Origin of the sequence: Arthrobacter sp. Y-9 (assembly GCF_029690065.1) — a bacterium.
Classification (GTDB): Bacteria; Actinomycetota; Actinomycetes; order Actinomycetales; family Micrococcaceae; genus Arthrobacter_E.
Map to the genome: position 1 here is coordinate 3,007,493 of NZ_CP121463.1, position 26,462 is coordinate 3,033,954.

At 68.9% G+C, this 26,462-nt stretch carries 29 protein-coding genes; 14 read left to right on the forward strand and 15 right to left on the reverse strand.

Features of this window, described 5'->3' with window-relative positions; translation table 11 throughout:
* Positions 1-20: 20 nt before the first annotated feature.
* Positions 21-1,535, reverse strand: a complete 1,515-nt coding sequence (locus P9849_RS13615; protein ID WP_278267269.1) for a choice-of-anchor A family protein — start codon at positions 1,533-1,535, stop codon at positions 21-23.
* A 141-nt stretch (positions 1,536-1,676) separates the two neighbouring features.
* Between P9849_RS13615 and P9849_RS13620 the strand changes: the two genes are divergently transcribed.
* The 3 genes from P9849_RS13620 to P9849_RS13630 all read left to right on the forward strand — a co-directional run bounded on the left by P9849_RS13620 (position 1,677) and on the right by P9849_RS13630 (position 4,758).
* Positions 1,677-2,630, forward strand: coding sequence for a 1,4-dihydroxy-2-naphthoyl-CoA synthase (locus P9849_RS13620; protein ID WP_278267270.1), 954 nt, complete (start codon positions 1,677-1,679; stop codon positions 2,628-2,630).
* A 40-nt stretch (positions 2,631-2,670) separates the two neighbouring features.
* The gene (locus P9849_RS13625) at positions 2,671-3,786 is read left to right on the forward strand and encodes an AMP-binding protein (protein WP_278267271.1); all 1,116 of its coding nucleotides are present in this window, start codon (positions 2,671-2,673) and stop codon (positions 3,784-3,786) included.
* Positions 3,787-3,876: 90 nt separating this feature from the next.
* Positions 3,877-4,758, forward strand: a complete 882-nt coding sequence (locus P9849_RS13630) for a 1,4-dihydroxy-2-naphthoate polyprenyltransferase (protein WP_278267272.1) — start codon at positions 3,877-3,879, stop codon at positions 4,756-4,758.
* Between the two features lie 351 nt (positions 4,759-5,109).
* On the opposite strand, the gene P9849_RS13635 is transcribed toward P9849_RS13630, so the two are convergent.
* Positions 5,110-5,433 carry a DUF4229 domain-containing protein gene (locus P9849_RS13635; protein WP_278267273.1) on the reverse strand — a complete coding sequence of 108 codons (324 nt, stop codon included), beginning with the start codon at positions 5,431-5,433 and terminating at the stop codon, positions 5,110-5,112.
* Positions 5,434-5,700: 267 nt separating this feature from the next.
* Between P9849_RS13635 and P9849_RS13640 the strand changes: the two genes are divergently transcribed.
* Entirely contained in the window at positions 5,701-6,114 is a 414-nt protein-coding gene (locus tag P9849_RS13640) for a PLDc N-terminal domain-containing protein (RefSeq protein ID WP_278267274.1), read from the forward strand.
* 150 nt (positions 6,115-6,264) lie between these two features.
* Here the strand turns inward: P9849_RS13640 and ccsB are convergent, their stop codons facing one another.
* The 5 genes from ccsB to P9849_RS13665 form a co-directional block, all read right to left on the reverse strand.
* Positions 6,265-7,278, reverse strand: a complete 1,014-nt coding sequence (ccsB, locus tag P9849_RS13645) for a c-type cytochrome biogenesis protein CcsB (RefSeq protein WP_278267275.1) — start codon at positions 7,276-7,278, stop codon at positions 6,265-6,267.
* Entirely contained in the window at positions 7,275-9,038 is a 1,764-nt protein-coding gene (locus P9849_RS13650; RefSeq protein ID WP_278267276.1) for a cytochrome c biogenesis protein ResB, read from the reverse strand. The genes ccsB and P9849_RS13650 overlap by 4 nt, the downstream gene beginning before the upstream one ends.
* A 72-nt stretch (positions 9,039-9,110) precedes the next feature.
* The gene (locus P9849_RS13655; RefSeq protein ID WP_278267277.1) at positions 9,111-9,869 is read right to left on the reverse strand and encodes a cytochrome c biogenesis protein CcdA; all 759 of its coding nucleotides are present in this window, start codon (positions 9,867-9,869) and stop codon (positions 9,111-9,113) included.
* Positions 9,870-9,872: 3 nt separating this feature from the next.
* Positions 9,873-10,487: a TlpA disulfide reductase family protein gene (locus tag P9849_RS13660; RefSeq protein WP_278267278.1), complete on the reverse strand. Its 615-nt coding sequence runs from the start codon at positions 10,485-10,487 to the stop codon at positions 9,873-9,875.
* Positions 10,488-10,490: 3 nt separating this feature from the next.
* Complete coding sequence (locus P9849_RS13665) at positions 10,491-11,156, reverse strand: histidine phosphatase family protein (RefSeq protein ID WP_278267279.1); 666 nt, start codon at positions 11,154-11,156, stop codon at positions 10,491-10,493.
* A gap of 245 nt (positions 11,157-11,401) precedes the next feature.
* Here P9849_RS13665 and P9849_RS13670 point away from each other — a divergent pair, with 245 nt between their 5' ends.
* The 5 genes from P9849_RS13670 (at position 11,402) to P9849_RS13690 (ending at position 15,310) form a co-directional block, all read left to right on the forward strand.
* Positions 11,402-11,947, forward strand: coding sequence for a YceI family protein (locus P9849_RS13670; RefSeq protein WP_208186787.1), 546 nt, complete (start codon positions 11,402-11,404; stop codon positions 11,945-11,947).
* Between the two features lie 214 nt (positions 11,948-12,161).
* Complete coding sequence (locus P9849_RS13675) at positions 12,162-12,671, forward strand: hypothetical protein (RefSeq protein ID WP_278267280.1); 510 nt, start codon at positions 12,162-12,164, stop codon at positions 12,669-12,671.
* Between the two features lie 115 nt (positions 12,672-12,786).
* The gene (locus P9849_RS13680; RefSeq protein WP_278267281.1) at positions 12,787-13,446 is read left to right on the forward strand and encodes a hypothetical protein; all 660 of its coding nucleotides are present in this window, start codon (positions 12,787-12,789) and stop codon (positions 13,444-13,446) included.
* A 102-nt stretch (positions 13,447-13,548) separates the two neighbouring features.
* Positions 13,549-14,427: a hypothetical protein gene (locus P9849_RS13685; protein WP_278267282.1), complete on the forward strand. Its 879-nt coding sequence runs from the start codon at positions 13,549-13,551 to the stop codon at positions 14,425-14,427.
* A 166-nt stretch (positions 14,428-14,593) separates the two neighbouring features.
* Entirely contained in the window at positions 14,594-15,310 is a 717-nt protein-coding gene (locus tag P9849_RS13690; RefSeq protein WP_278267283.1) for a GntR family transcriptional regulator, read from the forward strand.
* A gap of 18 nt (positions 15,311-15,328) precedes the next feature.
* Here the strand turns inward: P9849_RS13690 and P9849_RS13695 are convergent, their stop codons facing one another.
* From P9849_RS13695 to P9849_RS13705, 3 genes are all read right to left on the reverse strand, one after another.
* A complete protein-coding gene (locus tag P9849_RS13695; RefSeq protein WP_278267284.1) occupies positions 15,329-16,012 on the reverse strand; it encodes an HAD family phosphatase in 684 nt (227 codons plus the stop codon).
* A 152-nt stretch (positions 16,013-16,164) separates the two neighbouring features.
* On the reverse strand, positions 16,165-16,899 hold the full coding sequence (locus P9849_RS13700; RefSeq protein WP_278267285.1) for a redox-sensing transcriptional repressor Rex: 735 nt from the start codon (positions 16,897-16,899) through the stop codon (positions 16,165-16,167).
* Positions 16,900-16,928: 29 nt separating this feature from the next.
* On the reverse strand, positions 16,929-17,183 hold the full coding sequence (locus tag P9849_RS13705) for a glutaredoxin family protein (RefSeq protein WP_278267286.1): 255 nt from the start codon (positions 17,181-17,183) through the stop codon (positions 16,929-16,931).
* Positions 17,184-17,247: 64 nt separating this feature from the next.
* Between P9849_RS13705 and P9849_RS13710 the strand changes: the two genes are divergently transcribed.
* Positions 17,248-18,063, forward strand: coding sequence for an HAD-IB family hydrolase (locus P9849_RS13710; protein ID WP_278267287.1), 816 nt, complete (start codon positions 17,248-17,250; stop codon positions 18,061-18,063).
* A 533-nt stretch (positions 18,064-18,596) separates the two neighbouring features.
* Here P9849_RS13710 and P9849_RS13715 read toward each other — a convergent pair.
* The 3 genes from P9849_RS13715 to P9849_RS13725 form a co-directional block, all read right to left on the reverse strand.
* Positions 18,597-18,695, reverse strand: coding sequence for an AURKAIP1/COX24 domain-containing protein (locus tag P9849_RS13715; RefSeq protein ID WP_003792170.1), 99 nt, complete (start codon positions 18,693-18,695; stop codon positions 18,597-18,599).
* A 162-nt stretch (positions 18,696-18,857) separates the two neighbouring features.
* Positions 18,858-19,007: a helix-turn-helix domain-containing protein gene (locus P9849_RS13720; RefSeq protein WP_082724261.1), complete on the reverse strand. Its 150-nt coding sequence runs from the start codon at positions 19,005-19,007 to the stop codon at positions 18,858-18,860.
* Between the two features lie 201 nt (positions 19,008-19,208).
* Positions 19,209-20,360 carry a 3-deoxy-7-phosphoheptulonate synthase gene (locus tag P9849_RS13725; protein ID WP_278267288.1) on the reverse strand — a complete coding sequence of 384 codons (1,152 nt, stop codon included), beginning with the start codon at positions 20,358-20,360 and terminating at the stop codon, positions 19,209-19,211.
* Between the two features lie 415 nt (positions 20,361-20,775).
* On the opposite strand from P9849_RS13725, the gene P9849_RS13730 reads away from it, so the two are divergent.
* From P9849_RS13730 to P9849_RS13745, 4 genes are read left to right on the forward strand one after another with little or no spacing between them, the layout of a single operon-like run.
* Positions 20,776-21,792: a sulfate ABC transporter substrate-binding protein gene (locus P9849_RS13730; protein ID WP_208186794.1), complete on the forward strand. Its 1,017-nt coding sequence runs from the start codon at positions 20,776-20,778 to the stop codon at positions 21,790-21,792.
* Complete coding sequence (gene cysT, locus P9849_RS13735; protein WP_278267289.1) at positions 21,789-22,583, forward strand: sulfate ABC transporter permease subunit CysT; 795 nt, start codon at positions 21,789-21,791, stop codon at positions 22,581-22,583. The genes P9849_RS13730 and cysT overlap by 4 nt, the downstream gene beginning before the upstream one ends.
* Positions 22,576-23,565, forward strand: a complete 990-nt coding sequence (locus P9849_RS13740; RefSeq protein ID WP_278267290.1) for a sulfate ABC transporter permease subunit — start codon at positions 22,576-22,578, stop codon at positions 23,563-23,565. The genes cysT and P9849_RS13740 overlap by 8 nt, the downstream gene beginning before the upstream one ends.
* Entirely contained in the window at positions 23,562-24,518 is a 957-nt protein-coding gene (locus P9849_RS13745; protein ID WP_278267291.1) for a sulfate ABC transporter ATP-binding protein, read from the forward strand. Before P9849_RS13740 ends, P9849_RS13745 begins: the two co-directional genes overlap by 4 nt.
* 122 nt (positions 24,519-24,640) lie before the next feature.
* On the opposite strand, the gene P9849_RS13750 is transcribed toward P9849_RS13745, so the two are convergent.
* Both P9849_RS13750 and P9849_RS13755 read right to left on the reverse strand, forming a co-directional pair.
* Positions 24,641-25,156, reverse strand: coding sequence for a metalloregulator ArsR/SmtB family transcription factor (locus P9849_RS13750; protein WP_278267292.1), 516 nt, complete (start codon positions 25,154-25,156; stop codon positions 24,641-24,643).
* A 115-nt stretch (positions 25,157-25,271) separates the two neighbouring features.
* Positions 25,272-26,453, reverse strand: a complete 1,182-nt coding sequence (locus P9849_RS13755; protein ID WP_278267293.1) for an acetoin utilization protein AcuC — start codon at positions 26,451-26,453, stop codon at positions 25,272-25,274.
* Between the last annotated feature and the right edge of the window lie 9 nt (positions 26,454-26,462).

Consider the following 26,462-nt stretch of genomic DNA (forward strand, 5'->3'; position numbering starts at 1 on the left):
CGCGGTCACGGGGTCAGGTATCAGTGCCGTCCGCGGCCTCGCACGGTCAGCAGGGTCACGGCGCCGATCACCAGGAACCCGAATGCGGCCAGCGCAGTGGGCAGCAGCGCCGAGGAGGCGCCGGTGACGGCGAGGTCACCGGTGGCGCCGGCGGTCGGCGTCGCGGACCCGTTCACGGGGGCGCTCGTCGACGACGACGGTGTGGCCACGGGAGCCGTGCTGGTCGCCGGGGCGGAGGTGCTGGTCTCGGTCGGGACCGGCGACGTGGCCGTCTCCGTCGGAACCGGCGAAGTCGCAGTCTCCGTCGGAACCGGGGACGTCGCAGTCTCCGTCGGAACCGGCGAAGTCGCAGTCTCCGTCGGAACCGGCGAAGTAGCCGTCTCCGTCGGAACCGGGGACGTGGCCGTCTCGGTCGGGACCGGCGACGTGGCCGTCTCCGTCGGGACCGGCGAGGACGTCGTCGGCTGCGGGGTCGGGTCGACGGTGCAGCTGGTCAGCTCATCCGGGAACGGGTAGGCGTGCACCTCGGAGCCGCTGCCGCCGTGCACGAAATCGCCGTTGACGTAGACGCGGCCGTTGTAGCCGGGCACGTCGATGGTTGTGGTGCCGGCTTCGCTCGGGACCAGCATCGAGCCGGGGACCTGGGCCGATCCGGTCACGTGGACGTTCTGCGCTTCGGTGTAGTTCCACAGCATGTGCCCAGCGAGCTCGCCGAACGTGGAGTCGCTGATCGGCACGGGGACGCCGTTGAGCAGGAGGGCGTTCAGACCCAGGGTGACCTGCGGACCGCCGGTGACGTTGATGATCATGCGGGATTTCGCCGGCACGTTCTTGACCTCGAGGGAGCGCACAGCAGTGCCCAGAGCGTTGCCGTCGAGGGTGAACACCTGGGTCGCGGAGGTGCCGTCGCCCACCAGGTCGATGCCCCAGCCGGTCACGGACACCGTGCCGGTGGCCGGCAGCGCCGCGTAGGAGGCCGACGTCGTCTGGATCTGGGCCGGAAGACCGCGGAAGGCGTCAGCGGCGGAGGAGTCGTTCGTGGTGACCTTGCCGCCGTTGGTGCTGAGCTTCGCCACGGTCACGTCGCCACCGGCGGAGACCGCGCCGCCACCGGGGGTGTTGTTGGCCCCGACGTCGACCGTCACGCCGGAGTTCGCGCTCAGCGAGCCGCCGACCACCAGGTGGTCCGTGCCCGGTTGCGGCCACAGGCCGGAGCCGACGCCCGCGGTGCCGACGTTGTAGATGCCGCTGGCCTTGGTCACGGACGCGTCGCCGAGCACGACGGCCTTGCCTTCCATCTCCGCGGCGTTCTGGACGACCGTGAAACCGCCCTTGACGAAAAGGTTCGGGCGGTTGTCGTAGCCTTCGGGCGCAGGATTCGCGTCGATGCCCGGCAGCGTCTGGATGCAGTTCACCGCGGCCGCGACGGCGGCCGGTGCGCCCTGGACCGCGAGGGCTCCTGCGGCAAGGAGGGCGGCGACCCCGGCCGCCAGCGAGAAAGTGGGCGCGCCGATGCGGCGCAGACTGGATTTCATCAGAAGAAGAACCTCGGTGGCTCGATGTCGCGCACCGCCCCCAGTGCGCCGACTCATTTGTCATGTGGACATAGACGTCAACGTCACTGAGAGTATTCTATCGTTTATTTGGAGAGGGTTCGCCGGGCATAGTATGCACCCATGACCGCCAATGCCCTCCCAGCGTCCGTCTCCGACACCTTCGACCCCCGCCAGTGGCGCGTGGTGGACGGCTTCGATTTCACGGACCTGACCTATCACCGGCAGGTGGAGCGGGATGAGGACGGAGCCATCATCCGTGACCTCCCGTGCGTCCGGATCGCCTTCGACCGGCCCGACGTCCGCAACGCTTTCCGCCCTCACACCGTCGACGAGCTCTACCGGGCCATGGACCACGCCCGCATGACGCCCGACGTCGCCACCGTCCTCCTCACCGGCAACGGCCCCTCCCCGAAGGACGGCGGCCACGCCTTCTGCTCGGGCGGCGATCAGCGCATCCGCGGCCGTGACGGCTACAAGTACGCCGAGGGTGAGACGAGCGAGACCGTGGACCCCGCCCGTGCCGGACGCCTCCACATCCTCGAGGTCCAGCGCCTCATGCGGACCATGCCCAAGGTCGTCGTCGCCGTCGTGAACGGCTGGGCGGCCGGCGGCGGGCACTCGCTGCACGTCGTCTCGGACCTGACCATCGCGTCCCGCGAATACGGCAAGTTCAAGCAGACCGACGCCACGGTGGGCAGCTTCGACGCGGGCTACGGCTCGGCGCTCCTGGCCCGCCAGGTGGGGCAGAAGAACGCCCGCGAGATCTTCTTCCTGGCCCGCGAGTACTCCGCCGAGGACATGGTCCGGATGGGCGCCGTGAACGAGGCCGTCCCGCACGCCGAGCTGGAGACGGTCGCCCTCGGCTACGCCCGGGACATCGCCCGCCAGTCCCCGCAGGCCATCCGCATGCTCAAGTTCGCCTTCAACCTCGCCGACGACGGCCTGGCCGGTCAGCAGGTCTTCGCCGGCGAAGCGACCCGCCTGGCGTACATGACGGACGAGGCCGTGGAGGGCAAGCAGGCGTTCCTCGAGAAGCGCGACCCCGACTGGTCCGACTTCCCGTACTACTTCTAGAACACCTCCTGCTTCCAGCCCCCTCGACACCCAGGACCCCATGCAGAACCTCGACCCCGTCCTCCACGACCTCGCCGCGGCCCTCCACGGCGAAGGCCCGGCCGTCGACTTCGGTGAGCGGATCGGAACGGTGCGGCTGCCCGGCCACCCGGACGCCGCCGTCGTCGTCCGCACGTCCGGTTCCACCGGCCGGCCCAAGGCCGTCGTGCTCTCCTCGGAGGCCCTGGCGGCCAGTTCCATGGCCACGGTCGTGGCCCTGCGGGGCGAAGGACAGTGGCTTCTGGCCCTGCCGCTGCACTACGTGGCGGGGGTCCAGGTCCTGGTCAGGTCGCTCTTCGCCGGGACTCGACCGTGGGCCATGGACCTCTCGGGCGGTTTCACCCCGGAGGCCTTCGTCGCCGCCGCGGACGAGCTGACCGATCCGGTGCGCTTCACGTCGCTGGTCCCCACGCAGCTCGCGCGGCTGCTGGAGGCCCCGACCGAGGACACCCTGCGCGTCCTGCGCCGCTTCACCGCGATCCTCCTGGGCGGCGCCGCGGTCTCCCCCACGCTCCTGGCGCACGCCCGGGAGCTGGGCCTGAACGTGGTCACCACGTACGGCTCCGCCGAGACGTCCGGCGGCTGCGTCTACAACGGTCGGCCGCTGGAGGACGTCGAGGTGCGCCTCGTGGACGGCCGTGTGCACCTGGGCGGTCCGACCCTCGCGGACGGCTATCTGGACGACCCGCAGGCCACCGAGGACGCCTTCGTGGACCTCGACGGCGATCGGTACTTCCGCACGAGCGATCTGGGCGAACTGGACAGCGACGGCGTCCTGCGCGTGACGGGCCGCCTGGACGATGTGATCAACTCGGGCGGCAGCAAGGTCGCCGCGCTGGATGTCCAGCGGGCGCTGGAAGCGCTCAACGGCGTCGCGCAGGCCTTCGTCGGCGGTGTCCCGTCCGCCGAATGGGGGCAGGCGGTGGCGGCCGCCGTCGTGCTGCGCCCTGGAGCCGCCGTCGACCCGGCGGCACTGGCCGAAGCGCTGCGCGCGGACTTCGGCGCCCTGCGTCCTCGCCTGGTGTCGCTGTGGGACGCGCTTCCCCTCCTGGAGAACGGCAAAGTGGACCGGCAGGCGATCCTTGCCCGGCTCGCCTCCGAACATGGGGGAAAATAGCTACGGCGCATCCGCGCCGCGGATTCCGAAACAGCGGATTCCGAAACAGCAGGTTCTGACACAGCACCCGATGCCGAGCGAGAGGTAACCGTGGCTACAGCCGCCCAGTGGATCCAAGGGGCCCGTCCCCGCACCCTTCCCGCGGCGATCGCCCCCGTGGTGATCGGCAGCGCGGCGGCGTACCAGCTGCACGCCTTCAACCTCGTCAACGCGATCCTGGCGGCGGTCATCGCGCTGCTGCTCCAGGTCGGCGTCAACTACTCGAACGACTACTCGGACGGCATCCGCGGCACGGACGAGAACCGCGTCGGCCCGTTCCGCCTGGTCGGGTCCGGGGCCGCCAAGCCGCGCGCCGTGCTTATCGCGGCCCTGAGCTGCTACGGGCTCTCCATGGTGGCCGGCCTCGTCCTGGTCCTGCTCACGCAGACGTGGTGGATGATCCTGGTCGGCCTGGGCGCCGTCATCGCGGCCTGGGGCTACACGGGTGGCAAGAACCCCTACGGCTACCAGGGGCTCGGCGAGCTGTTCGTGTTCGTGTTCTTCGGCCTCGTGGCGACGCTCGGCACCACCTACACCCAGGCGGGTCACATCAGCCTCAGCGCGATCGTGGGCGCCGTCGGAACGGGCCTCATCGCCTGCGCGGTCCTCATGGCGAACAACGTGCGGGACATCCCCACGGACAAGGCCGCCAAGAAGTACACGCTCGCCGTCCGCCTGGGCGACCGCCTGGCCCGCCGCACCTACGTGCTGATGCTCGCGGTCGCCATCTTGTCCTCGCTCATCCTGGTTCCGGAGAATCTCTGGATCCTCCTGGTGCTGCTGCTGATCCCGGCTGCCCTGCTCCCCTGCTGGCTCATGCTTTCCGGTCGGACCGGCAAGGCCCTCATCCCGGTGCTGCAGCAGACCGGCATGCTCAACCTCGGCTACGCGGCCCTGTTCGCGGTGGCGCTCATCCTCCAGCACGGGGTGTAGGGCCCGGGGCCCTCGGCACGGGCTGACTGTCTTGCCCACCGGTTCCTCCTGCCCCGCCCGACCCGCACTGTCCGTCCGATCTGTCCGCCCGTCCCGTTCGTCCATGGCCCGCCCCGTCACGCCGGCCGAGTTCGTGGTTTCCGGGTGAGTTCGTGGCGTCTGCCGGCGAACTCACCCGGAAAGCCCGAGCTCGGCACGGCGCAATCAGGATGTGGGGAATCAGCATATGGGGACCCGGCCCTGGGCCCTTGGCACGGGAGACGCGAATACTTGAACCTCACCACAGCTCCCCAACGACGGATGCCCCGGACCATCGTGGTCCGGGGCATCCGTGTTCCGTGCTGAGGAAGGCTAGGCGTTCCGCGGGTCCGTGGGGGCGTCTTCGCGGCGCGGTTCCACCGGTTCCGACAGGCTCTGCTCGGCCCGGCCCACTTCGGCGTCCTCCGCAGCGGCATCCTTCTCCGCGCGGCCGTCCCGCGAGCGGGCGCCGATGGTGCTCGCCAGCTGGACCGCGGCGTCGTCGCGCTGGCGGCTGAAGAAGAGGTAGCTGACCGCGAAAGCGATCACGGCGGCGAAGATCGCACCGAGGATGAGACCGGTGCCCAGGAAGAGACAGATGACCAGGGCCACTGCGAAGAGGGCCAGCCGGATGAGAAGGTACTTCAGATTCGCCACCACACCATTCTACCGGCCGTTCCTGGGCGATCCCCCGGCCGGTGCGGCACCCCGCACCACCGTCGGCCCACCACCCCCTGCCCGGCCGAGACAGTGAGTTTCCGCTGAAACAGTGTGTTCAGCTCACTGTTTCAGCGGAAACTCACTGTCTCAGCGGCGCGGCACAGCGGCAGGGCGCAGCGGCAAGGCTCGGCGGCAAGGCACAGCGGCAAGGCACAGCCGCACGCGCCCCAGCTGGTTTTCAGGGCGGCTCAGTAGACTGGCAGGATGCCCCGGGTCATCATCTCAGTCGTCATCGTCGCTGTCTGCATCTACGCCCTCATCGACTGCCTCCGCACGGACTCCCGTGAGGTGCGGGGAGTCCCGAAGGGCGTGTGGATCGTCGCGCTGCTTCTGCTGCCCCTGCTGGGCGCCCTCCTGTGGTTCCTGCTCGGCCGTCCCCGCTCCGCCGCGACGCGTCCGGCCACGGGAGGCCCCGCCACGAACGGCCGGGCGGCCGGTGGAACCGCGAGCGGACGGCCTCTTGGCCCCGACGACGACCCCCAGTTCCTGCGCAACCTCGAGGAGCGCCGCCGCAACCAGGAGGAGGCCCGCAAGCTCGAGGAGATGCGCAAGAAGCTGGAAGAGCAGGAACGCCGGCTCCACAAGGGCGACGACGGCGCTCCCAGCCAGGACGCCTGACGCGCCCCGCACGCGCCGCCCCGCCAGCGCTCCGTACGCCCACCCCACGCGCGTCTCTGAAGGAGGCCCCGGAGACACCTCAGGCCCGGTCCCAGGATTCCTGGGACCGGGCCTGATCGCTGTCCGGAAAGCGCCGCAGAGGCTCCGGGATCAGAGTCCCGAGTAGGAGTGCAGACCGTTGAAGTACTGGTTCACGATCGTGAAGTTGAAGACCACGCAGAGGTAGCCGACGATCGACAGCCAGGCCGCACGGGTGCCGGTCCAGCCACGGGTGGCGCGTGCGTGCAGGTAGCCCGCGTAGACCACCCAGATCACGAAGGTCCAGACTTCCTTGGTGTCCCAGCCCCAGAAGCGGCCCCAAGCCTTCTCCGCCCAGATGGCACCGAACATGAGCGTGAAGGTCCAGCCGACGAAGGCGATGGTGTTGATGCGGTAGCTGAAGTTCTCCAGGCTCAGGGCGTTGGGGACCAGGCGCATGAAGCTGAGCTTGTCCTCGCGGCCCAGGGCCAGCTGACCCTCGCGGCGGGACTGGATGAGCTGCAGCACCGACATCGAGAACGTCAGGGTGAACAGCGCCGAGGAAAGCACTGCGATGGAGACGTGGATGATCAGCCAGTAACTCTGCAGAGCCGGGACCAGGTGGCCCACCGGTGTCCAGAACGCGATGGAGGCCGCCACGAGCATGATGATGACGAGCGCCGTCACGAAGGTGCCCACGAAACGCAGGTCGCGGCGCAGCAGGACGAGCAGGAAGACCACGGCCACGAGCCAGGCGCCCGTGGTGAGGAACTCGTACATGTTGCCCCACGGCACACGGCCGGCGGCGATGCCACGGGTGATCACGCCCGCGCCGTGGATCAGCGCCGCCAGGACCGTGAGCGCGACGGCCACGCGGGCGGGGACGCGCCGTTCCGTGGCGTAGCGCATGGACGGATCCGCCGTGATGGCGCCGCCCCCGGAAGAGTCCTGGGACGTGACGGGCGCGCCCGCTCCGACCAGCTGGCGGGCCTGCTGCTGCGCGGCCCGCTCATCGATCGCCTTCAGGGTGGCGCTGCTCTTGGCCAGGTCCCAGGCGAAGGCGATGAACGCCACCGTGTAGGTTCCGGCGGCGAGCAGCATGAAGAGCTCGCTGTACTGCCCCAGCAGCGGGTTCAGCGGTGTCATGAGCTTTCCTTTCCATTGCGCGCCGCCCCGGTGTCAGGCCCGGACGCGTTCTTTCCATTATCCGCCGTGGTTCCCGAGCCGCCAGGCGGGTCTCCGGGTCCGGCGTTCAGTCCCCAGCTCTCTTGAAGCGCCTGCCGGATCTTCGCGGTCTCCTTGGCCAGGCCGTGGTCCTCGCCGCGGGCCAGGAGGCCGTACTCGACCATGATCCGGCCGTCGTCGGCGGTTCCGGTCCGGACCCAGGCGCGGCGGCGCCCGACGTAGAGCGAGATCACCAGGCCGCCCACGGCCACCAGCGCGAACACGAGCGCGGGGACCTGGCCCGGATTGTGGCGGACGTCGACGGCGATGAAGCGCTTGAGCCCGTCGAACGTGATGGATCCCTTGCCGTCCGGCAGCTTGTACGTCTGGCCGGAGTCCAGGACGATGCCCTTGGCCGGCAGATCGCGGCCGTTGAGCTGCTTGAGGTTCTTGACGTCCAGGCTGTAGACGTTCTGCGGAGATCCCGAGTCCAGTCCCAGGTCGCCGTAGTACGAGTTGAGGTTCAGCTGCGGCTTGAGCGGGTCAGGGTCGGCGCTGTAGGCGACACCCTGGTCGTTGAGCTGGGCGGACGGCAGGAAGAAGCCCACGAAACCGAGCTGGTCCGGCTTGGCGTCGGGGACCTTGATCACCATCGTGGAGGTGTACACGCCGTCCGTCGGGATGGAGGGCACCGGTCCCTGCAGTGCCACATTTCCGTTGCCGTCCCGCACGGTGATGACCGGAGCGTAGCCGTTGCCCACCAGGTAGACGCCGGTCCCGCCGATCTCCAGCGGGGAGTTCACCTTCAGCGTCTGCTGCTGCGGCGTCGCCTCCGGGCCGTCCTGGGTGGTGACGTGGGCCGTGAAGTCGATCGGCTGGCCGAACTGCTTGACGGATTCGCGGTCGTAGCGGACTTCGAACTTGTCCAGCCGCATCGAGTACGGGCTCAGCCAGGCCGACTGGAAGTTGGTGCCCGGCGTGAACTGGTCATAGCCGACCAGGGTGTTGACGAAGGTCTCGCCCTCCACGATCGTGCGCTGGCCGCTGTACCCGAACAGACCGCCGAGGGCCACGGAGACGAGCACGCCCACGAGCGAGCTGTGGAACACGAGGTTGCCGACCTCGCGCAGGTAGCCGGTCTCGGCGCCGAGGTGGGGACGCTCGCCGTCGGCGTCGCGGGTCTCGACGCGGTAGCGGCGCTTGCGCAGCACCGCCGCGGCATCCTCCAGCGCCGACGACGCCGTCGCCCCCTGCCCGGCCGGGATCACCAGGGTGCCGTACTGGGGCAGCCGCGAGATACGCTTCGGGGTCCTCGGCGGGGCGGTGCGCAGCGCCTTGTAATGCGCCCGCACGCGCGGGATGATGCAGCCGATCAGCGAGATGAAGAGCAGCAGGTAGATGGCGGAGAACCAGTAGGACGCGTACACGTCGAAGAGCTGGAACCGGTCCAGCCACGGCCCCGTGACCGGGTTGTTCTTGATGTACTGCGTGACCACGGCCGGGTTGGCCGGGCGCTGCGGGAAGAGCGAGCCGGGAACCGCCGCCACCGCCAGCAGGAGGAGCAGCAGCAGGGCGGTGCGCATGCTGGTCAGCTGCGTCCAGGCCCAGCGGAGCATCCCGAGCGGGCCCAGGACGGGGACGGCGATGTCCTCTCTGCCGGACTTCTTGGCCTGCGCTGTCTTGCCCTGTGCCTTCGTGTCCTGCGCCTTCGTGTCGTCGGGCTTCTTCACCGTCTCACTCATCCGTGCTTCTTCCCTGTCTGCGCTATTCCCTGTCCGCGCTTCATGTCCTCTGGTCCCATTCCCGTGCCGGCCCTAGATGGGCAGCTTCACCTCGTTCTGGAACCAGGTCTGGAGCTGAACCGTCCATTCGCCCCACAGGCCGCTGATCATCAGCAGTCCCAGGGCGATCAGCATGAGCCCGCCGAGCCGCTGGATGGCGAGCTTGTGCTGGCGGAAGAACTTCATGACGCCCATGCCGCGCCGGACCGCCAGGGCGATCAGCAGGAACGGGATCCCCAGCCCGAGGCTGTACGCGAAGGCCAGCAGGGCGCCCTTGGCCGCCGTCGAACCGCCCGAGAGACTGAGCAGCTGCACCGCCGAATAGGTCGGGCCGATGCACGGCGCCCAGCCGAGGCCGAACGTCATGCCCAGCAGGGGCGCGCCCCACAGCCCGGCGGGCGGCTTGGCCTTCAGCTTGGCGTTGCGCTGGAAGAAGTCGAAACCGCCCAGGAAGATGATGCCCATGATCACCACGACCACGCCGAGCCAGCGGGTGACGGTCGGCAGCCGGTCACCCGAGATCAGGCCACCGAGCTGACCGAACGCGCCGCCCAGCAGGACGAACACCACGGAGAAGCCCAGCACGAACAGCGCCACGCCCGCGAAGATCCGGCCGCGACGCTGCTTCTCCAGGTCCACCCCGGTGAGCCCCGTGACGTAGCCGAGGTACCCCGGCACGAGGGGCAGGACGCACGGCGAGAGGAAGGAGACCAGGCCGGCGAGCACGGCCACCGGGATCGCCAGGAGCAGCGAGCCGTTGAGCACGGTCTCCGCGAAGGGGTTGTTGGGCATGGGTCAGGCCCGCTCCGCCAGGGCGGACGCGATCAGGGTCTTGAGCGTGCCCTTCTCCAGCTGGCCGAGAATACGGGCGCTGACACGGCCCTTCCGGTCGAAGATCAGCGTGGTGGGCACGGCGCCCGGAGGGACCAGGCCGGACACGGAGAGCAGCACTTGCCCGTCCTTGTCGTTGAAGCTGGGGTAGGTGATGCCGAAATTCTTCTCGAACGCCTCGGCGGTCGCCTTCTCATCGCGGAGATTCACGCCGTAGAACTCGACGCCCTTCGGCGCGAACTCGGTATGCATGGCCTTGAGGTCCGGGGCCTCGACGCGGCAGGGCGCGCAGGCGGCGAACCAGAAGTTCATGACCACCACCTTGCCCTCGAGGTCCTTGCTCGTGACGCGCTTCCCGTCGAACAGGACACCCTGGAAGTCCTTGGCGGCCTTGCGCTGATCCGGGGCGAACTCGGTGACCGAGCCGTCGCCGGCCACGTAGTTCTTGTTGTCACCGGCGCGGGCCTGCTTCGCGAGCGGGTCATCCTGGCTGCAGGCGGACAGGGCGAGGCCCAGAAGACCGGCGCCCGCCAGGCCGAGGACCCGGCGACGGTCCGGGGAGAAACATTCGGTGCTCATCGCTCAGGCTCCCGGGGTGGTCGAGGCGCCCACCAGGAGGTCGGCGGCGGGTTCACGGTACGTCACACCGACCAGCCGGCCGGCGTCGTCGAACAGGAGAGAGGTGACCGAGGTGAGCGTGCATTCCCGTTTACGGGGGTCATGGGCCAGACGGCGCCCCTCGGCGGCCAGGCGCGTGGACCAGATGGGCAGCTGGTGGCTGACGATCACGGCTTCCGCTCCCGCTCCGACACGCGCGACGGCGGTCTCCCGGGCCTGGTGCACGGCCGCCATGACGCGGCTGACCTGCGCGGCGTAGGGCTCACCCCAGGACGGGCGCAGGGGGTTCACCAGGTGCGGCCAGTGCCGCGGGTTGAGGAGTTCCTTGCGGTTGACCCGCAGTCCTTCGAAGTGGTTCTCCGCCTCGATGACGCGCTCGTCCGTCTCGATCTCCAGCCCCAGCGCGGCGGCGGTGGGAGCAGCGGTCTCCTGGGCCCGGAGCAGGGGCGACGCCACCAGGTGGACGATGGCCGCACCGGCATCACGCTGCGCGCCGAAGTACTCGCCGAGACGGTCCGCCATGCGATAGCCACGTTCTGAGAGGTGGAAGCCGGGGAGCCGTCCGTACAGGACGCCGTCCGGGTTGTGGACCTCGCCGTGGCGCATCAGATGAACGATTGCATGGGGCATGGCTCCATTTTCTCAGAGTTTAAGGGCGGCCCGGGCCAGAGTGGGCCTGCAGCGGCTGAGAATCCGCCATGAATCGGCGGGCGGCGCCGATCACGCGGAGACATGTGACTGGCGCCACGCTGGAAGTTCAGGAAAAATTTTCCGAACCCGGGAACAAAAGATGCATATGCATGTTTATACTGGGTGACAGAAGGTTGGTTGAGGCTTCAACCAATCGACCTGAGTGACCTGACAAGGAGAACCCCATGAGCATCCCCACCAACCTCACCGCCGGCACCTGGACCCTGGACCCGTCGCACAGCGAGGCCGCCTGGACCGTCCGCCACGCAGGCATCAGCAAGGTGCGCGGCACCTTCGGCGATCTCGCCGCGACCGTGACCGTCACCGACAACGACGCCGTCGTGGACGCCACCATCCAGTCCGCCAGCATCAGCACCGGCGACGCCAACCGTGACGGCCACGTCAAGGGCGAGGACTTCTTCGACGTGGAGAACCACCCGACCCTGACCTTCAAGTCCACCAGCCTGGAAGGCGACGGCGAGGACTACAAGCTGAACGGCGAGCTGACCATCAAGGGCGTCTCCGTCCCCGTGACCTTCGACGCCGAGTTCGGCGGCGTGGCCGTCGACCCCTTCGGCAACACCCGCGCCGGTGTCTCCGCCGAGACCACCATCTCCCGCAAGGAGTTCGGCCTGACCTGGAACGCCGCCCTGGAAGCCGGTGGCGTGCTGGTCTCCGACAAGGTCAAGATCAACCTCGAGCTCTCCTTCCTGGCCCCGTCCGCCAGCTGAAGCCCGCCCGGCGCACGGCCGCCGCATCGTCCTGAAGGATGATGCCGGCCAGAATGCCCGACGACGCCCCCGGCGTCGTCGGGCATTCTGCGTTAAGCGCCGCGTCATCCCACGTCACTCGCACCGTTACCCCGGGGTAACGGATGCATTGCGCTCCGGCGAAAGTTACGCCAGGGTCTATCCGGCGCGGCCCGTCGAACCTAAAGTGTGGATTATGAGCAGCCAATATCCCGGTGCTCCGGGCACCGCACCCAGCAACCAACCTCCCGCGGGTCTCGGCTATGCAGCCCCGGCCCGGAACAGCTTCGGTTTCGACACGAAGAATCTCGCCGTCCGTCTCAAGGACGTGTCCGGCGTTCCGCAGCAGCTCGTCTACTCCTACTGGCTCTGGGTGGCGGGGGCCGCGCTCGGCGTGCTCCTGTCCATCATCAACGTCTTCCTCCTCACCGCGACCTACGGCTCCTACGCGGGCATCGCGATCGGCGCCTCTGTGGGCGGGATCATCTGGAGCATCATCTGGGCCGCCGTGGTCATCTTCATCGCCATCCGGCTCAAGGAAGGCTCCCGCTGGGCACGGATCGTCCTCAGCATCCTGGGCGGACTCGCCGTCATCGGGCTGATCGTGGGCCTGGTCGGTCTCAGCATCACAGCCATCGGCTCCGCGGTGACCGTCGCCGCGGCCGTCCTCATGTGGCTGCCCGAGTCGCAGAAGCACTTCGTCTGAGGAATTGAAGAATCATCCCCTGGGCTGGGGATACGGCCCCGCCCAGGGGATACGGTAGGAGGAACGCCGTGTTCCTGGCGGCGGACCCGTACATGCCGTTCACGAAGGAGCTGTCATGAGCAGCACACCCAACGAGCCTGCAACCCCTCAGCAGCCAGGCCAAGACCAGCCGTCCACCGCACCCCAGTACGGTGCCTCCCAGCCGAGCGCTCCTCAGCCGGGCCCGCCGCAGTACGGCGCCAATCCGAGTGCCCCGCAGTACGGCGCTCCCCCGGCCTACGGAGCCCAGCCCGGGACGCCGTCGTCCGGCTACCCCGGCGCTCCGCAGTGGCCCGGCGACAACCCCTCGGCACCCGTCGCACGTCCTCAGAAGGTGGAGATCGCCTTCTGGCTCATCATCGCAGCCGGCGTGCTCAATCTGGTGGCCTCCCTGCTGGGCGCCGCCCTCGTCGGCGACACCGCTCAGTACCGTGACCTGGTCCGCCAGGTCGAGCAGTCCGGTGGCACCGCGGATTCCCTGCGGTCCATGATCACCGTGATGTCGATCGTGATCGGCGTCATCCAGCTGGGCCTGTACCTCCTGGTGGCGTTCTTCGTCCGCAAGGGCGCGAACTGGGCGCGCATCCTCGGCACCGTCTTCGCGGCGCTCTCGCTCTTCAGCCTGATGAGCGGCAGCGTCCTGAACATCGTCGTCGTCCTGCTGGGCATCGCCGCCATCGTGCTCCTGTACCTGAAGGACTCGAGCCCGTACTTCGCCAAGCGCCCGAAGTTCTGAGCGCCGGAACCTCAGCAGCACACCGTCCATGAGCCGGGGTGGGACGTTGTCGACGTCCCACCCCGGCTCGTCCGGGGCCACGCCCCAGTCAGGGATTTCCACATGAACAGCCACACGCCCGCTCCGGAACCGGGCCGCGAACCCGTCGCCCCGGAAAGTGGCTCGGGGCAGGACGCCCAGCAGGCGCCGGGCCAGCCGACCGGCGCCCCGGCGCCGCAGCAGCAGGAGCGGCCCCAGTACGGCCTCCGCGCCGCCGATCTCGGACTGCCCTCCCCGTATGAGAAGTACCGGCGCGAGCAGGAGGCAGAAGCACAGGCCCGCGCCGCCCAGCAGGGCGGTTGGCAGGGTCAGGGCCAGCCGGGCGGCTGGCAGGGCCAGGCCCAGCAGCAGCCCGGTCCGTACGCCCCGCAGCAGCCCGGTCCGTACGCCCCGCAGCCCGGCGCCCAGTCCTGGCAGACTCCCATGCAGCCCGGCCCCTGGTATCAGGGGACCCCGCCGGACAAGCCTCAGGAACCGCGGACCATCGGCTGGGCTTTCTGGCTGATCCTCTCCGGGTGCGCCTTCGGCCTCATCTCCTCGCTGCAGGTGTTCCTGGGCATGGACCTCGACGAGTTGTTCCGCCGAGCACTGGAGGAGGCGCCGGCCAGCACCAGGGACATCCTGTCCCGGCAGAGCGGCGATTCGCTCAAGGGCATGGTCATCGCGTCCATGGTGATCACCCTCGTCCTCACCGTGGCGCTCTATCTGCTGGTGGCCATCTTCGTGAAGAAGGGCCACCACTGGGCCAGGGTCCTGGGCACGGTCCTCGCCGCGATCTCCGTGACCGGCTTCGGTTCCGCCTCCCTCCTGGACCTGCTGAGCATCCTGTGCGGCGTCGTCGCGATCGTGCTGTGCTGGCTGCCCGACTCGGGCGCCTACTTCGCGCGCATGAAGCTCTACAAGGACTTCCAGAAGTTCGCCCGCTTCCGCGCCCCGCTCTGACCGCGGGCGCACTCTCAGGGACGACGACGGCGGCTCCTGCCTCCTCCGCAGCGCCTCGCCCACCCGGGCGGGGCGCTGCGGCCTGTCCGGTTGCGGCCTTTCCGCCTGCGGCATTCCCTGCGGTGGCTTTCCGGCGGCCGCCGCGGCCGGACGATAGGCTGACCCCGTGACCGGCAGCCCCTCCTCGCAGCGCGTTGAAGACGCACTCCGGGACGCCATCTCCTCCGGCCGGTACGCGGCCGGCACGAAGCTCCCCGCCGAACGTGACCTCGCCACGGAGCTGGGCGTCAGCCGTATGACGCTCCGGCAGGCGCTGGAGACCCTGCAATTCCAAGGTGTGCTCCGTCGCCGTCCGGGACGAGCCGGAGGGACCTTCGTTTCCGGGGACGTCCCCGTGCTGGAACTGGGTTCCCTGCAAGGGCTCTTCCAGCAGCTCTCACGCACCGGTGCGGTGGTCGAGTCCCGGATCCTGCTCGCGGCCACCTTCCCCGCACCGGAGGACGTGGCCGAGGCACTCCGTATCCCCGCGGGGGATCCCGCGCACCGGCTCCGGCGGCTCCGCTTTCTCGACGGGGAACCGCTCATGCTCGAAGACTCGTGGTTCCCGGCGGCGAGGCTGCCCGGCTTCGCGGTCGAATCGCTGACCGGCTCCGTCTACGCGCGCCTGCAGGGCCTCGGCTGGGAACCCGTCCGGAAGACCGAGGACCTCACCCCTTCCGCGGCCACACCGGAAGAGCGGGAACTCCTCTCGATCGGCGCCCGCCACCCGGTTCTGCGGATCATCAGGACCGCCTATCGGTCGGACGGCTTGCCGGTGGAGTACGCGGAGGACATCCACCGCTCGGACTCCCTCCGCCTGCGGGTCACCACCGGCGCCACCTGAGCCCGGCCCCCGAAGGTCTCAGGCCGCCAGCGCCGCAAGCTCCCCGAGCGGGTGCACCTCCGTGGGCGAACCCGTGGCCGGCGTCGCGGTGGCGAGCGACCCGACCAGCACACACCGCATGCCCGCCGCCCGCGCAGCCGCCACCCCGGCGAGTGAGTCCTCGAAGACCACGGTCGCCGAGGCAGCCGCACCCAGCAGCTCGGCGCCGCGCAGGAAGCCCTCCGGATCCGGCTTGCCGCGCTCGACGTCGTCGCTGCAGACCGTGGCCGAGATCAGCCCCGACAGCCCGCTGTCCTCCAGCGCAGGCTCCAGCAGGCGTCGCTGCGTGCCCGTCACGACGGCGACCCTCGTCCCGGCGGCGACCAGTTCGCGGACCACGGCGACGTGCGCGGCGGGAATCCGCGGCTCCTGGCGGATCTCGCGGAGGTACGCCTCGCAGAGATGATCCAGGATGCGGGCCGCGAGGCGCTCATCCCCCGAGGCCAGGGCGGCACAGATGTCCGGGTCGCTGAGACCCACGAACCGCTCGCCGTACTCCTCCGGAGTGAGCTCCAGCCCGCAGACCTCGCGCGCGGCGTCCGCGTAGAGCCTGGCCATGAGGTCCTCGTCGAGGGAGAGCGTCCCGTTGAAGTCGAACAGCACCGCCTCGGCCGAGTCCAGGAGCGCGCGGACGGCGTCGGGGGCGGAGGAGTGCTGAGGCATGGGAGTTCCTTTGCGGCGGGAGACCTTACGGAGGGAACACTAGAGGCTCGGCTCCCGGGATCTTTTGGTCTAGACCAAAGTTTACCGAGTGTTCCCCCACCGGGTGGCGATTTTTCATCCCCGCGGCCGTTCCGGCGCCACGAAAGGCCGGGTCAGTCCACCAGACGCTGGGCGTGATACGCCAGGATCTGCAGTTCGGTGGCCATGTCCACCTTGCGCAGATTCACCCCGTCCGGGACCTGGAGCGTGATGGGCGCGAAACTCAGAATGCTCTTCACCCCGGCCGAGACCACGCGGTCGCACATCTCCTGGGCCACATGCGCGGGCAGCGCGAGCACGACCATGTTCGCCCGGGTCTGCGCCAGGCCCGTTTCGAGTCCGAGGACGTCGCTCACCCTCAGGAAGCCGATCTCCTGGCCGACGATGAGCGGGTCGGCGTCGAAGATCGCCACGATGTCGAACCCACGTGACTGGAAACCGCCGTACCGGGCGAGCGCGCGGCCCAGGTTGCCCGCACCCACGATCGCCACTTTCCAGTCCAGGGTGAGGCCCAGTGCTGCGGCGATCTGACGGTTCAAGTAGTCGACCTCATAGCCGACACCGCGCGTGCCATGGGAGCCGATGTAGCTGAGGTCCTTCCGCAGCGTCGCCGAGCTGACCCCGGACGCTTCCGCCAGCGCCTCCGAGGAGACCCGCTCCACGCCGTCGCCGGTCAGGGAGTTGAGGGCGCGCAGGTAGAGCGTCAGACGCGCGACGGCGGCCGGCGGGATCTGCTTGACCGCCTGCCCGGCAGCCGGATAACCGCTCAGCGCATCCTGCGCGCTGCGCGGCACCTCCACGGGGGCCTTCCCCCCGGTCGGCAGCGGACTCAGTTCTTTTTTCTTCATCGGTCAGTCTTCTTCATGGGCGGCCTCGGTCAGCCCTGCTGCGCAGCGCGCAGCTTCCGCTCCAGGCGGACGGGGTCGATCGTCCAGAAGTCGCGCTGCACGCCGTCGATCATCACCACGGGCACCTCGTCGGCGAACCGCTCCCGCAGGCCGGCGTCGTCGTCGATCAGGGATTCCCGCCAGGGGACTCCCAGGCGGCCGGCCACCTCGGACACGGTCTCACGGGCCGCGGCGCACAGATGACAGTCCTTCTTGGTGATGAGGAGAAGTTCAGGGACCCGCATCCTCCCACGGTAGCGGTATCGGGGCACCCACGGCACATCAGCGCCGTTGGATAGACTCGTCTTCATGGCCTCCACGCGAACTGAATCATCCTCCAGCGTTCCCGTGGCCGATCTGCACCGCCATGAAGCCGCCTTCTTCGACGTGGACAACACGCTGATCCGCGGCGCCAGCATCTTCCACGCCGCCCGCAAGATGTACGAGCGGAAGGTCTTCACCCTGCGCGACGCCGCCTCGTTCGGCTGGCAGCAGCTCAAATTCATCGTCCGGGGCGAGAAGCTCTCCGACGTCCACGAGATCCGTGACCGCGGCATGAAGATCGCCGCCGGGATCCGCGCCGAGGATGTCGCGACCCTCGGTGACGAGGTCTTCGAGGAGAGCATCTCCAGCCGGATCTGGCCCGGCACCCGCGCCCTCGCCGAGCAGCACCTGCGCGTCGGCCGCAGGGTCTGGCTCATCACGGCCACCCCGATCGAACTCGCCGAACCCATCGCGTCACGACTCGGCCTGACCGGCGCCCTGGGCACGCGGGTCGAAGTGGTCGACGGCGTGTACACCGGCCGCCTGGTCGGCGACATCCTGCATGGGGACGCCAAAGCCGACGCGGCCCGCGCCCTGGCCGACGCCGAGGGCCTGGACCTGGCGGAGTGCTGGGCCTACAGCGACTCCCACAACGACATCCCCCTGCTGAGCATGGTGGGCCACCCGGTCGCGATCAACCCCGACGCCGGTCTGCGCCGTCACGCCAAGGCCCAGAACTGGCCGGTCTACGACTTCCGCTCCGGCCGCCGCGCCGCCACCCTGGGCCTGAAGGCGGCCACCGTGGGCGGGGCGGTGTACGGGCTCTGGAGGGGTCTCAACCACGCCCGCGGGCGGAGGTAGTTCTTCCTCTGTGCCGGCGTCGCCGGTTTTCACGCGGCTTAGACACGAGCCTTCGCTCGTTCCTCGCTGCGGCTCGCGATGCGCCGCTTCCGAAAACCCGCGACGCCGGCCCCCGTACCGCTCCGCCCGCGACGTGGTTTCGGTGGGGAGGACGCCCGAGGTGCTCGGATTCTGGGGGGGCACACTTGGTCGAGATTGCGGTTTCTCGGGGTTCCACGCCTCCCAGCCCCGAGAAAGTGCAACCTCAAGAACACCCCCAGCCTCGGGCCTCTCCAAGGAGCACACGTCAGCCCGGAACATCAGTGTCCCGGGCCCTCACACTCACGGGCGCGACGACTGAGGTGACATCGGAAGCGCCGTGAGGCAATCCCGGAAGCGGCGCATCGCGAGCCGCAGCGAGGAACGAGCGGAGGATCGTGTCTAAGCCGCGGGGGATTACCTCGCGGCCACCCAGGCGACCCGCCGTCGTCGCGCGTTAAAAGCACCAGGCCCGGAACCTGATGGTTCCGGGCCTGTACGCGTGCGAAGTATCTCTACTTCTTATTGCGGCGCTGGTGGCGAGTCTTGCGAAGCAGCTTGCGGTGCTTCTTCTTGGCCATGCGCTTGCGACGCTTCTTGATAACTGAACCCACAGAAGTTCCTTACGGTAATACGCGGCCACCCCGCACCCGAGAATCCGGGGCCTGGCAAGCCACACTTTCTTACGATGACGTAAAACGTTCCTTAACAGGGTACCGCTTCCGGCAGCCTGCCCTTGACCGGGTCCCTGAGGACCGGTCCGGAGGAACCCAGGTTCACGCGGTTTCGGAGCGATTCCCCGTGACCGCTGCGCGGACGTACTCCTCGACAGCCACTTCCGGCACACGGTAGGAACGCCCGAAGCGCACAGCCGGAAGCTCGCCCGAGTGGATCAGGCGATAAACGGTCATCTTGGACACACGCATCTGGTCTGCAACTTCAGCCACCGTGAGGAAGTCGGTGTTCGCAAAGTGGGCCACGTCCGGCCTCCCCCTCCTGCAATTCAGCCTTGGTTCACGCCGCGAGGTAGTGCGGCGTGTCGGTACTGAGGTTGTCCCATCCTGAGTGCTAGTAACTCTAGTGGCAATTGAGCCTAAAGTGAAAGACGCCACGGATGCGTCGGATGACTACTGTCCCGCCCGCCGGTTCCGGCTCGCGACGGCGAGACGTTTCAGCACGTCAGAGGTCACTTCCCAGCCCATGCAGGCGTCCGTGATGCTCTGCCCGTACACGAGGGCCTCGCGCGTCGCGGCACCCGTCTGAGGGTCGAACTTCTGGGCACCGGGCACCAGGAAGCTCTCCAGCATCACCCCGGCGATCGCGTCGGCCGTCGAGGCGCTCTCGAGCTGCTCGGCGAGCTCGACGGCGACCCCGGCCTGCCGGACGTGATCCTTGCCGCTGTTGGCATGGCTCGCGTCCACCACCACCCGGGGGTTGCCGCCCCTCGCCTGCAAGGCCCTGGAGACCTCCGCGACGGATCCGGCGTCGTGGTTCGGCCCGGAGACCCCGCCGCGCAGGATGACGTGCCCGTCGCGGTTCCCGGCCGCGTGCACCACGCTGGTCCGCCCGTCCAGGTCCGTCCCGAGGAACGACTGCTCCCCCGAGGCGGCCTGGCACGCGTCGATCGCGTGCCCCACGGTCCCGTCGGTCGCGTTCTTGAATCCGACCGGCAGGTCCAGTGCCGCGGCCATCTGCCGGTGCACCTGGCTCTCCGTGGTCCGTGCGCCGACCGCGCCCCAGCTCACGAGGTCCTCGAGGTACGGGGCGCTGAACGGCTCGAGGAACTCGGTGGCCACGGGCAGCCCCAGATCCGTCACGTCCGCCAGGAATCCGCGGGCACGGTCGAGACCCGTCGCCATGTCGTGGCCGCCGTCCAGCCCGGGATCGTTGATCAGGCCCTTCCAGCCGACGGTGGTGCGGGGCTTCTCGAAGTAGCAGCGCATCACCACCAGGAGGTCCTCCCGGTGCCGTTCGGCCTCCGCCGCGAGACGACGGGCGTACTCCAGACCCGCTTCGGTGTCATGCACGGAGCATGGACCCACCACGACGAGAAGCCGGTCGTCCACGCCGTTGAGGATGGCGCGGACCTCGTCACGGGCCCGCGCGACGACGGTCCCCTGCGCCGCCGTGAGCGGCCGGGAGGCTCGGAGTTCGCGGGGCGTGGGCAGCGGCGCGTAGCGGGTCACCGGAACGGTCGCGGCGGGAGAGGCGGCTCCCGGGGTGAGCGGGAGGTCCACGGCGGACGGCGCCGCCGGGTTCACGATGGCTGCTGGTTTCATGATCTGGGTCCTCGGTTCTGGACGGACCCTGACCCGCAGAGCCCGCCGGAATGGCGAAGGGCAGGGATTGCATCCCTGCCCTGTGTGCTCTGAAGGTCGATGTGTATGCGCGACTAGCGACGCCGTTGGCCCTCCAGAGCCACAGCAAAATACGCATACCAACGCTTCGTCATGGTCCCAAACTGTAGGACCTCCGCCCGGCGCGCGCAAGCCCGCGGCCGGATTATGGCGGGCCCGGCCGCCCTCCAGGTCACGCAACTACACACGGAGACCTATATGACAACCGCACGCGACGCCGTCGTCGTGCGTCGGTACATTTGCCAGCAACCGCGGCGCATCGGCGCCCGGCGACCACCCCGCTTCTCCGCCCGGTCCCGCTGTCACCGGCAGCTCCGGCTCACTGAAGGAAGACCTCATGAAGACCTGGAAATCCCGTCTGGCCGTCACCGCCACCGCTCTCGCAGCAGTCCTCGGCATGACCGCCTGCAGCGGTGGGGCCTCCGGAGCGAGTGGCACCCAGCTTTCGATCGTCGGCTTCGCCGTGCCGGAAACGGCCAACAAGGCCATCGCCGCCAAGTTCCAGCAGACCGACGCCGGCAAGGGCGTCACCTTCAGCGGTTCCTACGGCGCCTCCGGCGACCAGAGCCGCAAGGTCGCCGCCGGCGCCAAGGCGGATTACGTCCACTTCTCCCTGCAGAGCGACGTCACCCGCCTCGTCAAGGCCGGTCTCGTGGACGAGGACTGGAACAAGAACGCCACCAAGGGCATCGTCTCGGACTCCGTGGTCGTCCTCGTGGTGCCGAAGGGCAACCCCCAGGGCATCAAGGGCTGGGAGGACCTGACCCGTCCCGACGTCAAGATCATCACCCCGGACCCCAAGTCCTCCGGCTCCGCCCGCTGGAACATCCTGGGCGCTTACGGCCACGCGGTCGCCTCCGGCAAGACCGAGGCCCAGGCCTCCGACTTCCTGAAGAAGATCTTCGCGAACGTGACCCAGTGGGCCGGCAGCGGCCGCGAGGCCACGGAAGCCTTCGACAAGAAGGTCGGCAACGTCCTCATCTCCTACGAGAACGAGGCGATCCTCGCCCGGCAGAAGGGCAAGGACTACGACTACATCGTGCCGAATGACACCGTGCTGATCGAGAACCCGGGCGCCATCCTGAAGAAGGCCGACCCCAAGGCCAAGGACTGGCTGAACTTCGTGCTCAGCAAGGACGGCCAGACCGAGTTCGCCAAGACCGGTTTCCGCCCCGTGATCGACGGCGTGAAGACCGAGGTCAAGGGCGCCAACGACCCCGCCAACCCGTTCCCGACCCCTGAGCACCTGCTCACGGTGGAGAAGGACTTCGGCGGCTGGACCACCGTGGACAAGAAGTTCTTCGCGGACGGCGCCCTCATCGACCAGCTGCGTGCGGCGGCCGTCAAGAAATGAGGCCTGACACGCTGACCCGCCCCGCCGCCGCGGGCCTCGGACTCGCGCTGCTCTGGTTCAGCATCCTGGTGCTGATCCCGCTCGCCGCGATCGTCCTGAGCTCGACGGCGGGGGGCTGGCAGCAGTTCATCGGCACCATCACGGACCCGCAGACCTTCGCGGCACTGCGGCTGACCGTGCTGCAGGCCCTGGGCGCGGCGCTCGTGAACGTCGTGGTGGGAACGACGATCGCCTGGGTCCTGGTCCGCGACCGCTTCCCGGGCAAGGCGATCCTCGAGGTCATCATCGACATCCCGTTCGCGCTGCCGACCATCGTGGCCGGTCTGGTTCTGCTGAGCCTGTACGGGCCGGAGAGCCCGCTCGGCATCAACGTGGTCAACACGCAGCAGGGCATCTTCCTGGCGCTGCTGTTCGTCACCCTCCCCTTCGTGGTCCGGACCGTCCAGCCGGTGCTCCTGGAACTCGACCAGGACGTCGAAGAGGCGGCCGCGTCCCTCGGGGCCGGGCGCTTCACCACCTTCCGGCGCGTACTGCTGCCCGCGCTGATCCCCGCGATCACCGCCGGCGCCTCCCTGGCGTTCGCCCGGGCCATCAGCGAGTTCGGGGCCCTCGTCCTGATCTCCGGCAACACGCCATTCGAGACCGAGGTGGCGTCCCTGAAGATCCTCAAGTTCATCGAGAGCGACAACCGGGCCGCCGCCGCCTCCGTGGCGCTCGTCCTGCTGGTGGTCTCCCTGGCCGTCCTGGTCGCGCTCGACATCCTGCAACGGAAGGTGGCGCGTCGTGGCTGAGACCTCCCTGTCTACCGGCGTCTCCGTAGGCGTCTCCGCGGGCGCGGCCGTTGATGCGACCGCCGACCAGGCCGGGCTCGCGTCCGACGCCCCGCGGACCTCCGCGCCCAGCGGCCCCGCCCGCCGTCGGGCGTCCCGGAACCGCGGTCCGCGCCGCAGCGGCGGGAGCGCCGTCCGCATCCTGCTGCGCGTGCTCGTGATCGTCTACCTGTTCTTCCTGGTCGTCTGGCCGGTCTCGCTCGTGGTGCTGCGGACTTTCGCACCGGTGAACGACGTCGGCGGGTTCGACGCGTTCCTGACCCGCCTCTCCGACCCGGCGTTCGGCTATGCCTTCAATCTGACGCTGACCGCCGCCCTCTGGGCCGTGGGGCTCAACGCGGTGTTCGGTCTCGGGATCTCCCTGCTCCTGGTCCGCTACTCGTTCCCCGGCCGCCGGCTGCTCTCCGCCCTGGTGGACCTGCCCATGTCGGTCTCCCCCGTGGTGGTAGGACTGGCTCTGGTCCTCGCGTACAGCAGCAATCAGGGCTGGTTCGGCCCGCTCCTGGAATCGCTGAACTGGCAGATCATCTTCTCCACCCCGGGCATCGTCCTGGCCACCACCTTCGTCTCCCTGCCCCTGGTGATCCGGGAGATCGTCCCGGTCCTTCAGGAGATCGGCACCGAACAGGAGCTCGCGGCCCGCAGCCTGGGCGCCGGGGCGGTGCAGACGTTCCTGCGCATCACGCTGCCGGCCATCAAGTGGGCGCTCGTGTACGGCGTCGTGCTGTCGCTGGCCCGCGCGCTCGGCGAGTTCGGCGCCGTGAAGATCGTGAGCCAGGGGGCGTCCTTCAACGGCGAGACCGCCACCCTCCTGGTGGCCAACCGCTACGGCAACTTCGACGAGGCGACGGCCTATGCCGCCGCGTTCCTTCTGGTCCTGATCGCCGTCACCGCACTGGTGGTCGTGACCATCCTCCGCCCCTCCAAGGAGCACCGCTCATGAGCATCACGGTTTCTCAGGTCAACAAGAACTTCGGGGACTTCGTGGCCCTGCAGGACATCAACCTGGACATCCCCACCGGTCAGCTGACCGCTCTCCTCGGTCCGTCCGGCGGCGGCAAGTCCACCCTGCTGCGGATCATCGCCGGGCTGGAGAACGCCGACTCGGGGAGCATCACCATCAGCGGTCAGGAGGCCACGCATCTGCCGGCGCAGAAGCGCAATGTGGGTTTCGTGTTCCAGCACTACGCGGCGTTCAAGCACATGACGGTGGCGAAGAACATCGCGTTCGGGCTGGAGATCCGCAAGCTTCCCAAGGCGCGCATCAAGGAGAAGGTGGACTCGCTCCTGGAACTGGTGCACCTGACCCAGTTCGCGAACCGGCTCCCGGCGCAGCTCTCGGGTGGGCAGCGGCAGCGCATGGCACTGGCCCGCGCGCTGGCCATCGAACCCAGCGTGCTGCTGCTGGACGAACCGTTCGGCGCGCTCGATGCCAAGGTCCGCAAGGAGCTCCGGGACTGGCTGCGGCGCCTGCACGACGAGGTCCACGTGACGACCCTCTTCGTCACCCATGACCAGGAGGAGGCCCTCGAAGTGGCCGACAACATCGTGGTCATCAACCACGGCCGGGTGGAGCAGGTCGGCACGCCGGACGAGCTCTACGACGAGCCCGCCAACGACTTCGTCCTCGGGTTCCTGGGCCCCGTGACGGAGTTCCACGGCCGGCTGGTCCGGCCGCACGACCTGGAGATCTTCACCTCGGAGACACCCGGTGCCACGGCCGGTCGGATCGTCCGGAGCACCCGGGTGGGGTTCGAGGTGCGCCTCGAAGTGCAGCTGCTCGCCACTCCCGACGGTTCCCCGGTAAACGTGGTGGTGACCCGAGGCGAGGCCCGCTCCCTGGGGCTGGCCGTTGGCGACACGGTGTTCCTGGGACTCCAGGCCGCCTTGGTCTGACCCCCCCCCGTCGTCTCAACCGATCGACTGCCCTGCCTCCATCAACTGCTCCGTAGGATGCCGTTTCTCCCGGATTTCCGTCGGAAACCGCATCCTACGGAGCAGTCGATCAGGGGGTGGGGCTACTTCTTGCGGCCCAGCTTGGGAAGGTTCGCGAACACCTCTGCCGCGCGGGTGGCGGCGCGGCTCGCCGCACGGCCGAGCTGCTGGCCCGTGTTGGCGACTGCGCCCCCTTCCAGACCGGCATGCTCCGCCTGCTCCGCTTCCGGCTGGACGAACGCCGCTGCAGCGGGCTGCAGCGCAGGAGCCGACGACGGCGCCACGCGGCTTCCGGGGGCGCCTGCGGTCTGCTGCCGGGCCGGCCGAGCCGGTGACGTCACCGGCGTCAGGCCGCCGAGCCACTCCTGCACCGCTCGCAGAGGTTCCCGTTCGAGGGAGTAATAGCGCTTCTGGCCCTGGGCGCGCATGGTCACGAGACCCGCTTCCCGCAGAACACGGAGATGCTTGGAGACCGTGGGCTGGCTCGCCTGGAGATCCTCCACGAGCTCACCGACGGCTTTGTCGCCGGAACGGAGCGCGGACAGGATCTCCCGCCGCGTCGGCTCGGCAATGACCGCGAAGATGTCGTCAACCACCATGCCCCTTACCCTAGCGACATATATCGCCGAAGGCATCCTTGTGCCGTCATGAGTCCTGCGGCAAAGACCTGTGGGCGTCGGGGAAACCGGAGCTGTGACGTGCACGGCAAGGCCTTCAGTCGAACCAGGGGTCGAGCCCGAACAGGGGGAAGACCTCTTTGCGGGTGGCCATGATCGCCCGGTCCACGGCGTTGGACGGGTCATAGCCGGTCTCCCAGGACCGCCACCAGATGTCCTCCCCGTCACCCATGAAGCGCGGGGCCTTCACCCCGTAGTCACGTTCGACGCGCTCGATCCAGCGTTCCGGGACCGGACTGCTCACCGGCAGGGAACGGCCGCTGGCGATGGCCACCAGGTGGGTCCAGGACCGCGGCACCACGGAGCACACCTCGTACCCTCCACCACCCGTCGCGATCCAGCGGTCCCCGCAATGGCGCTGCGCGAGGGACGCGACGGAGTTCATGGCCTCGCGCTGTCCGTCCACCGTGACGCGGAGATTGCTGAGGGGATCGTCCCGGTGTGAGTCCGCTCCGTGCTGGCTCACGATCACCTCCGGCGCGAATTCCCGCACCACCGCCGGAACCACCGAATGGAACGCACGCAACCAGCCGGCGTCGTCCGTTCCGGCCGGCAGGGCGATGTTCACGGCGCTGCCCATCGCCTCCGGACCGCCGGTCTCCCCGGGGAATCCGGTGCCGGGGAAGAGGGTCTGGCCGGACTCGTGGAGGGAGACCGTCAGGACCCGCGGGTCGTTCCAGAAGATGCTCTGAGTGCCGTCTCCGTGATGGGCGTCGACGTCGATGTACGCCACCCGCCGCACTCCCCCGTCGAGGAGGCGCGTGATCGCGAGGGCCGCGTCGTTGTAGATGGAGAACCCGCTGGCGCGGTCCCGGGCAGCATGATGCATGCCCCCGCCGAAATTCACCGCGCGAACGGCCTCCCCGGAAAGTATGCGGTCCGCGGCAAGCAACGAGGCACCTGCCAGGCGGGCGGCCGCCTCATGCATGCCCTCGAAGGCGGGGTCGTCCTCGGTCCCCAGACCCAGCAGGGGCAGCGGGCTGGCAGGATCCTTCGAGACCTGACGGACCGCCTCCACATACGCGGGATCATGGACCCGCTCCAGCTCGGCGTCCGTGGCGATCTCCGGGGCCAGCACCGTCACCTGGGGCCGGTACAGCACCCCGAGGTCCTGGGCCAGCTGGGCGGTCAGCTCGAGCCGCGCGGGCGCCATGGGGTGGGTGGGGCCGAAGTCATAGGCCGTCATCGCGGGGTCCCAGACCACGGTGGTCAGCGGCATGTCATGATT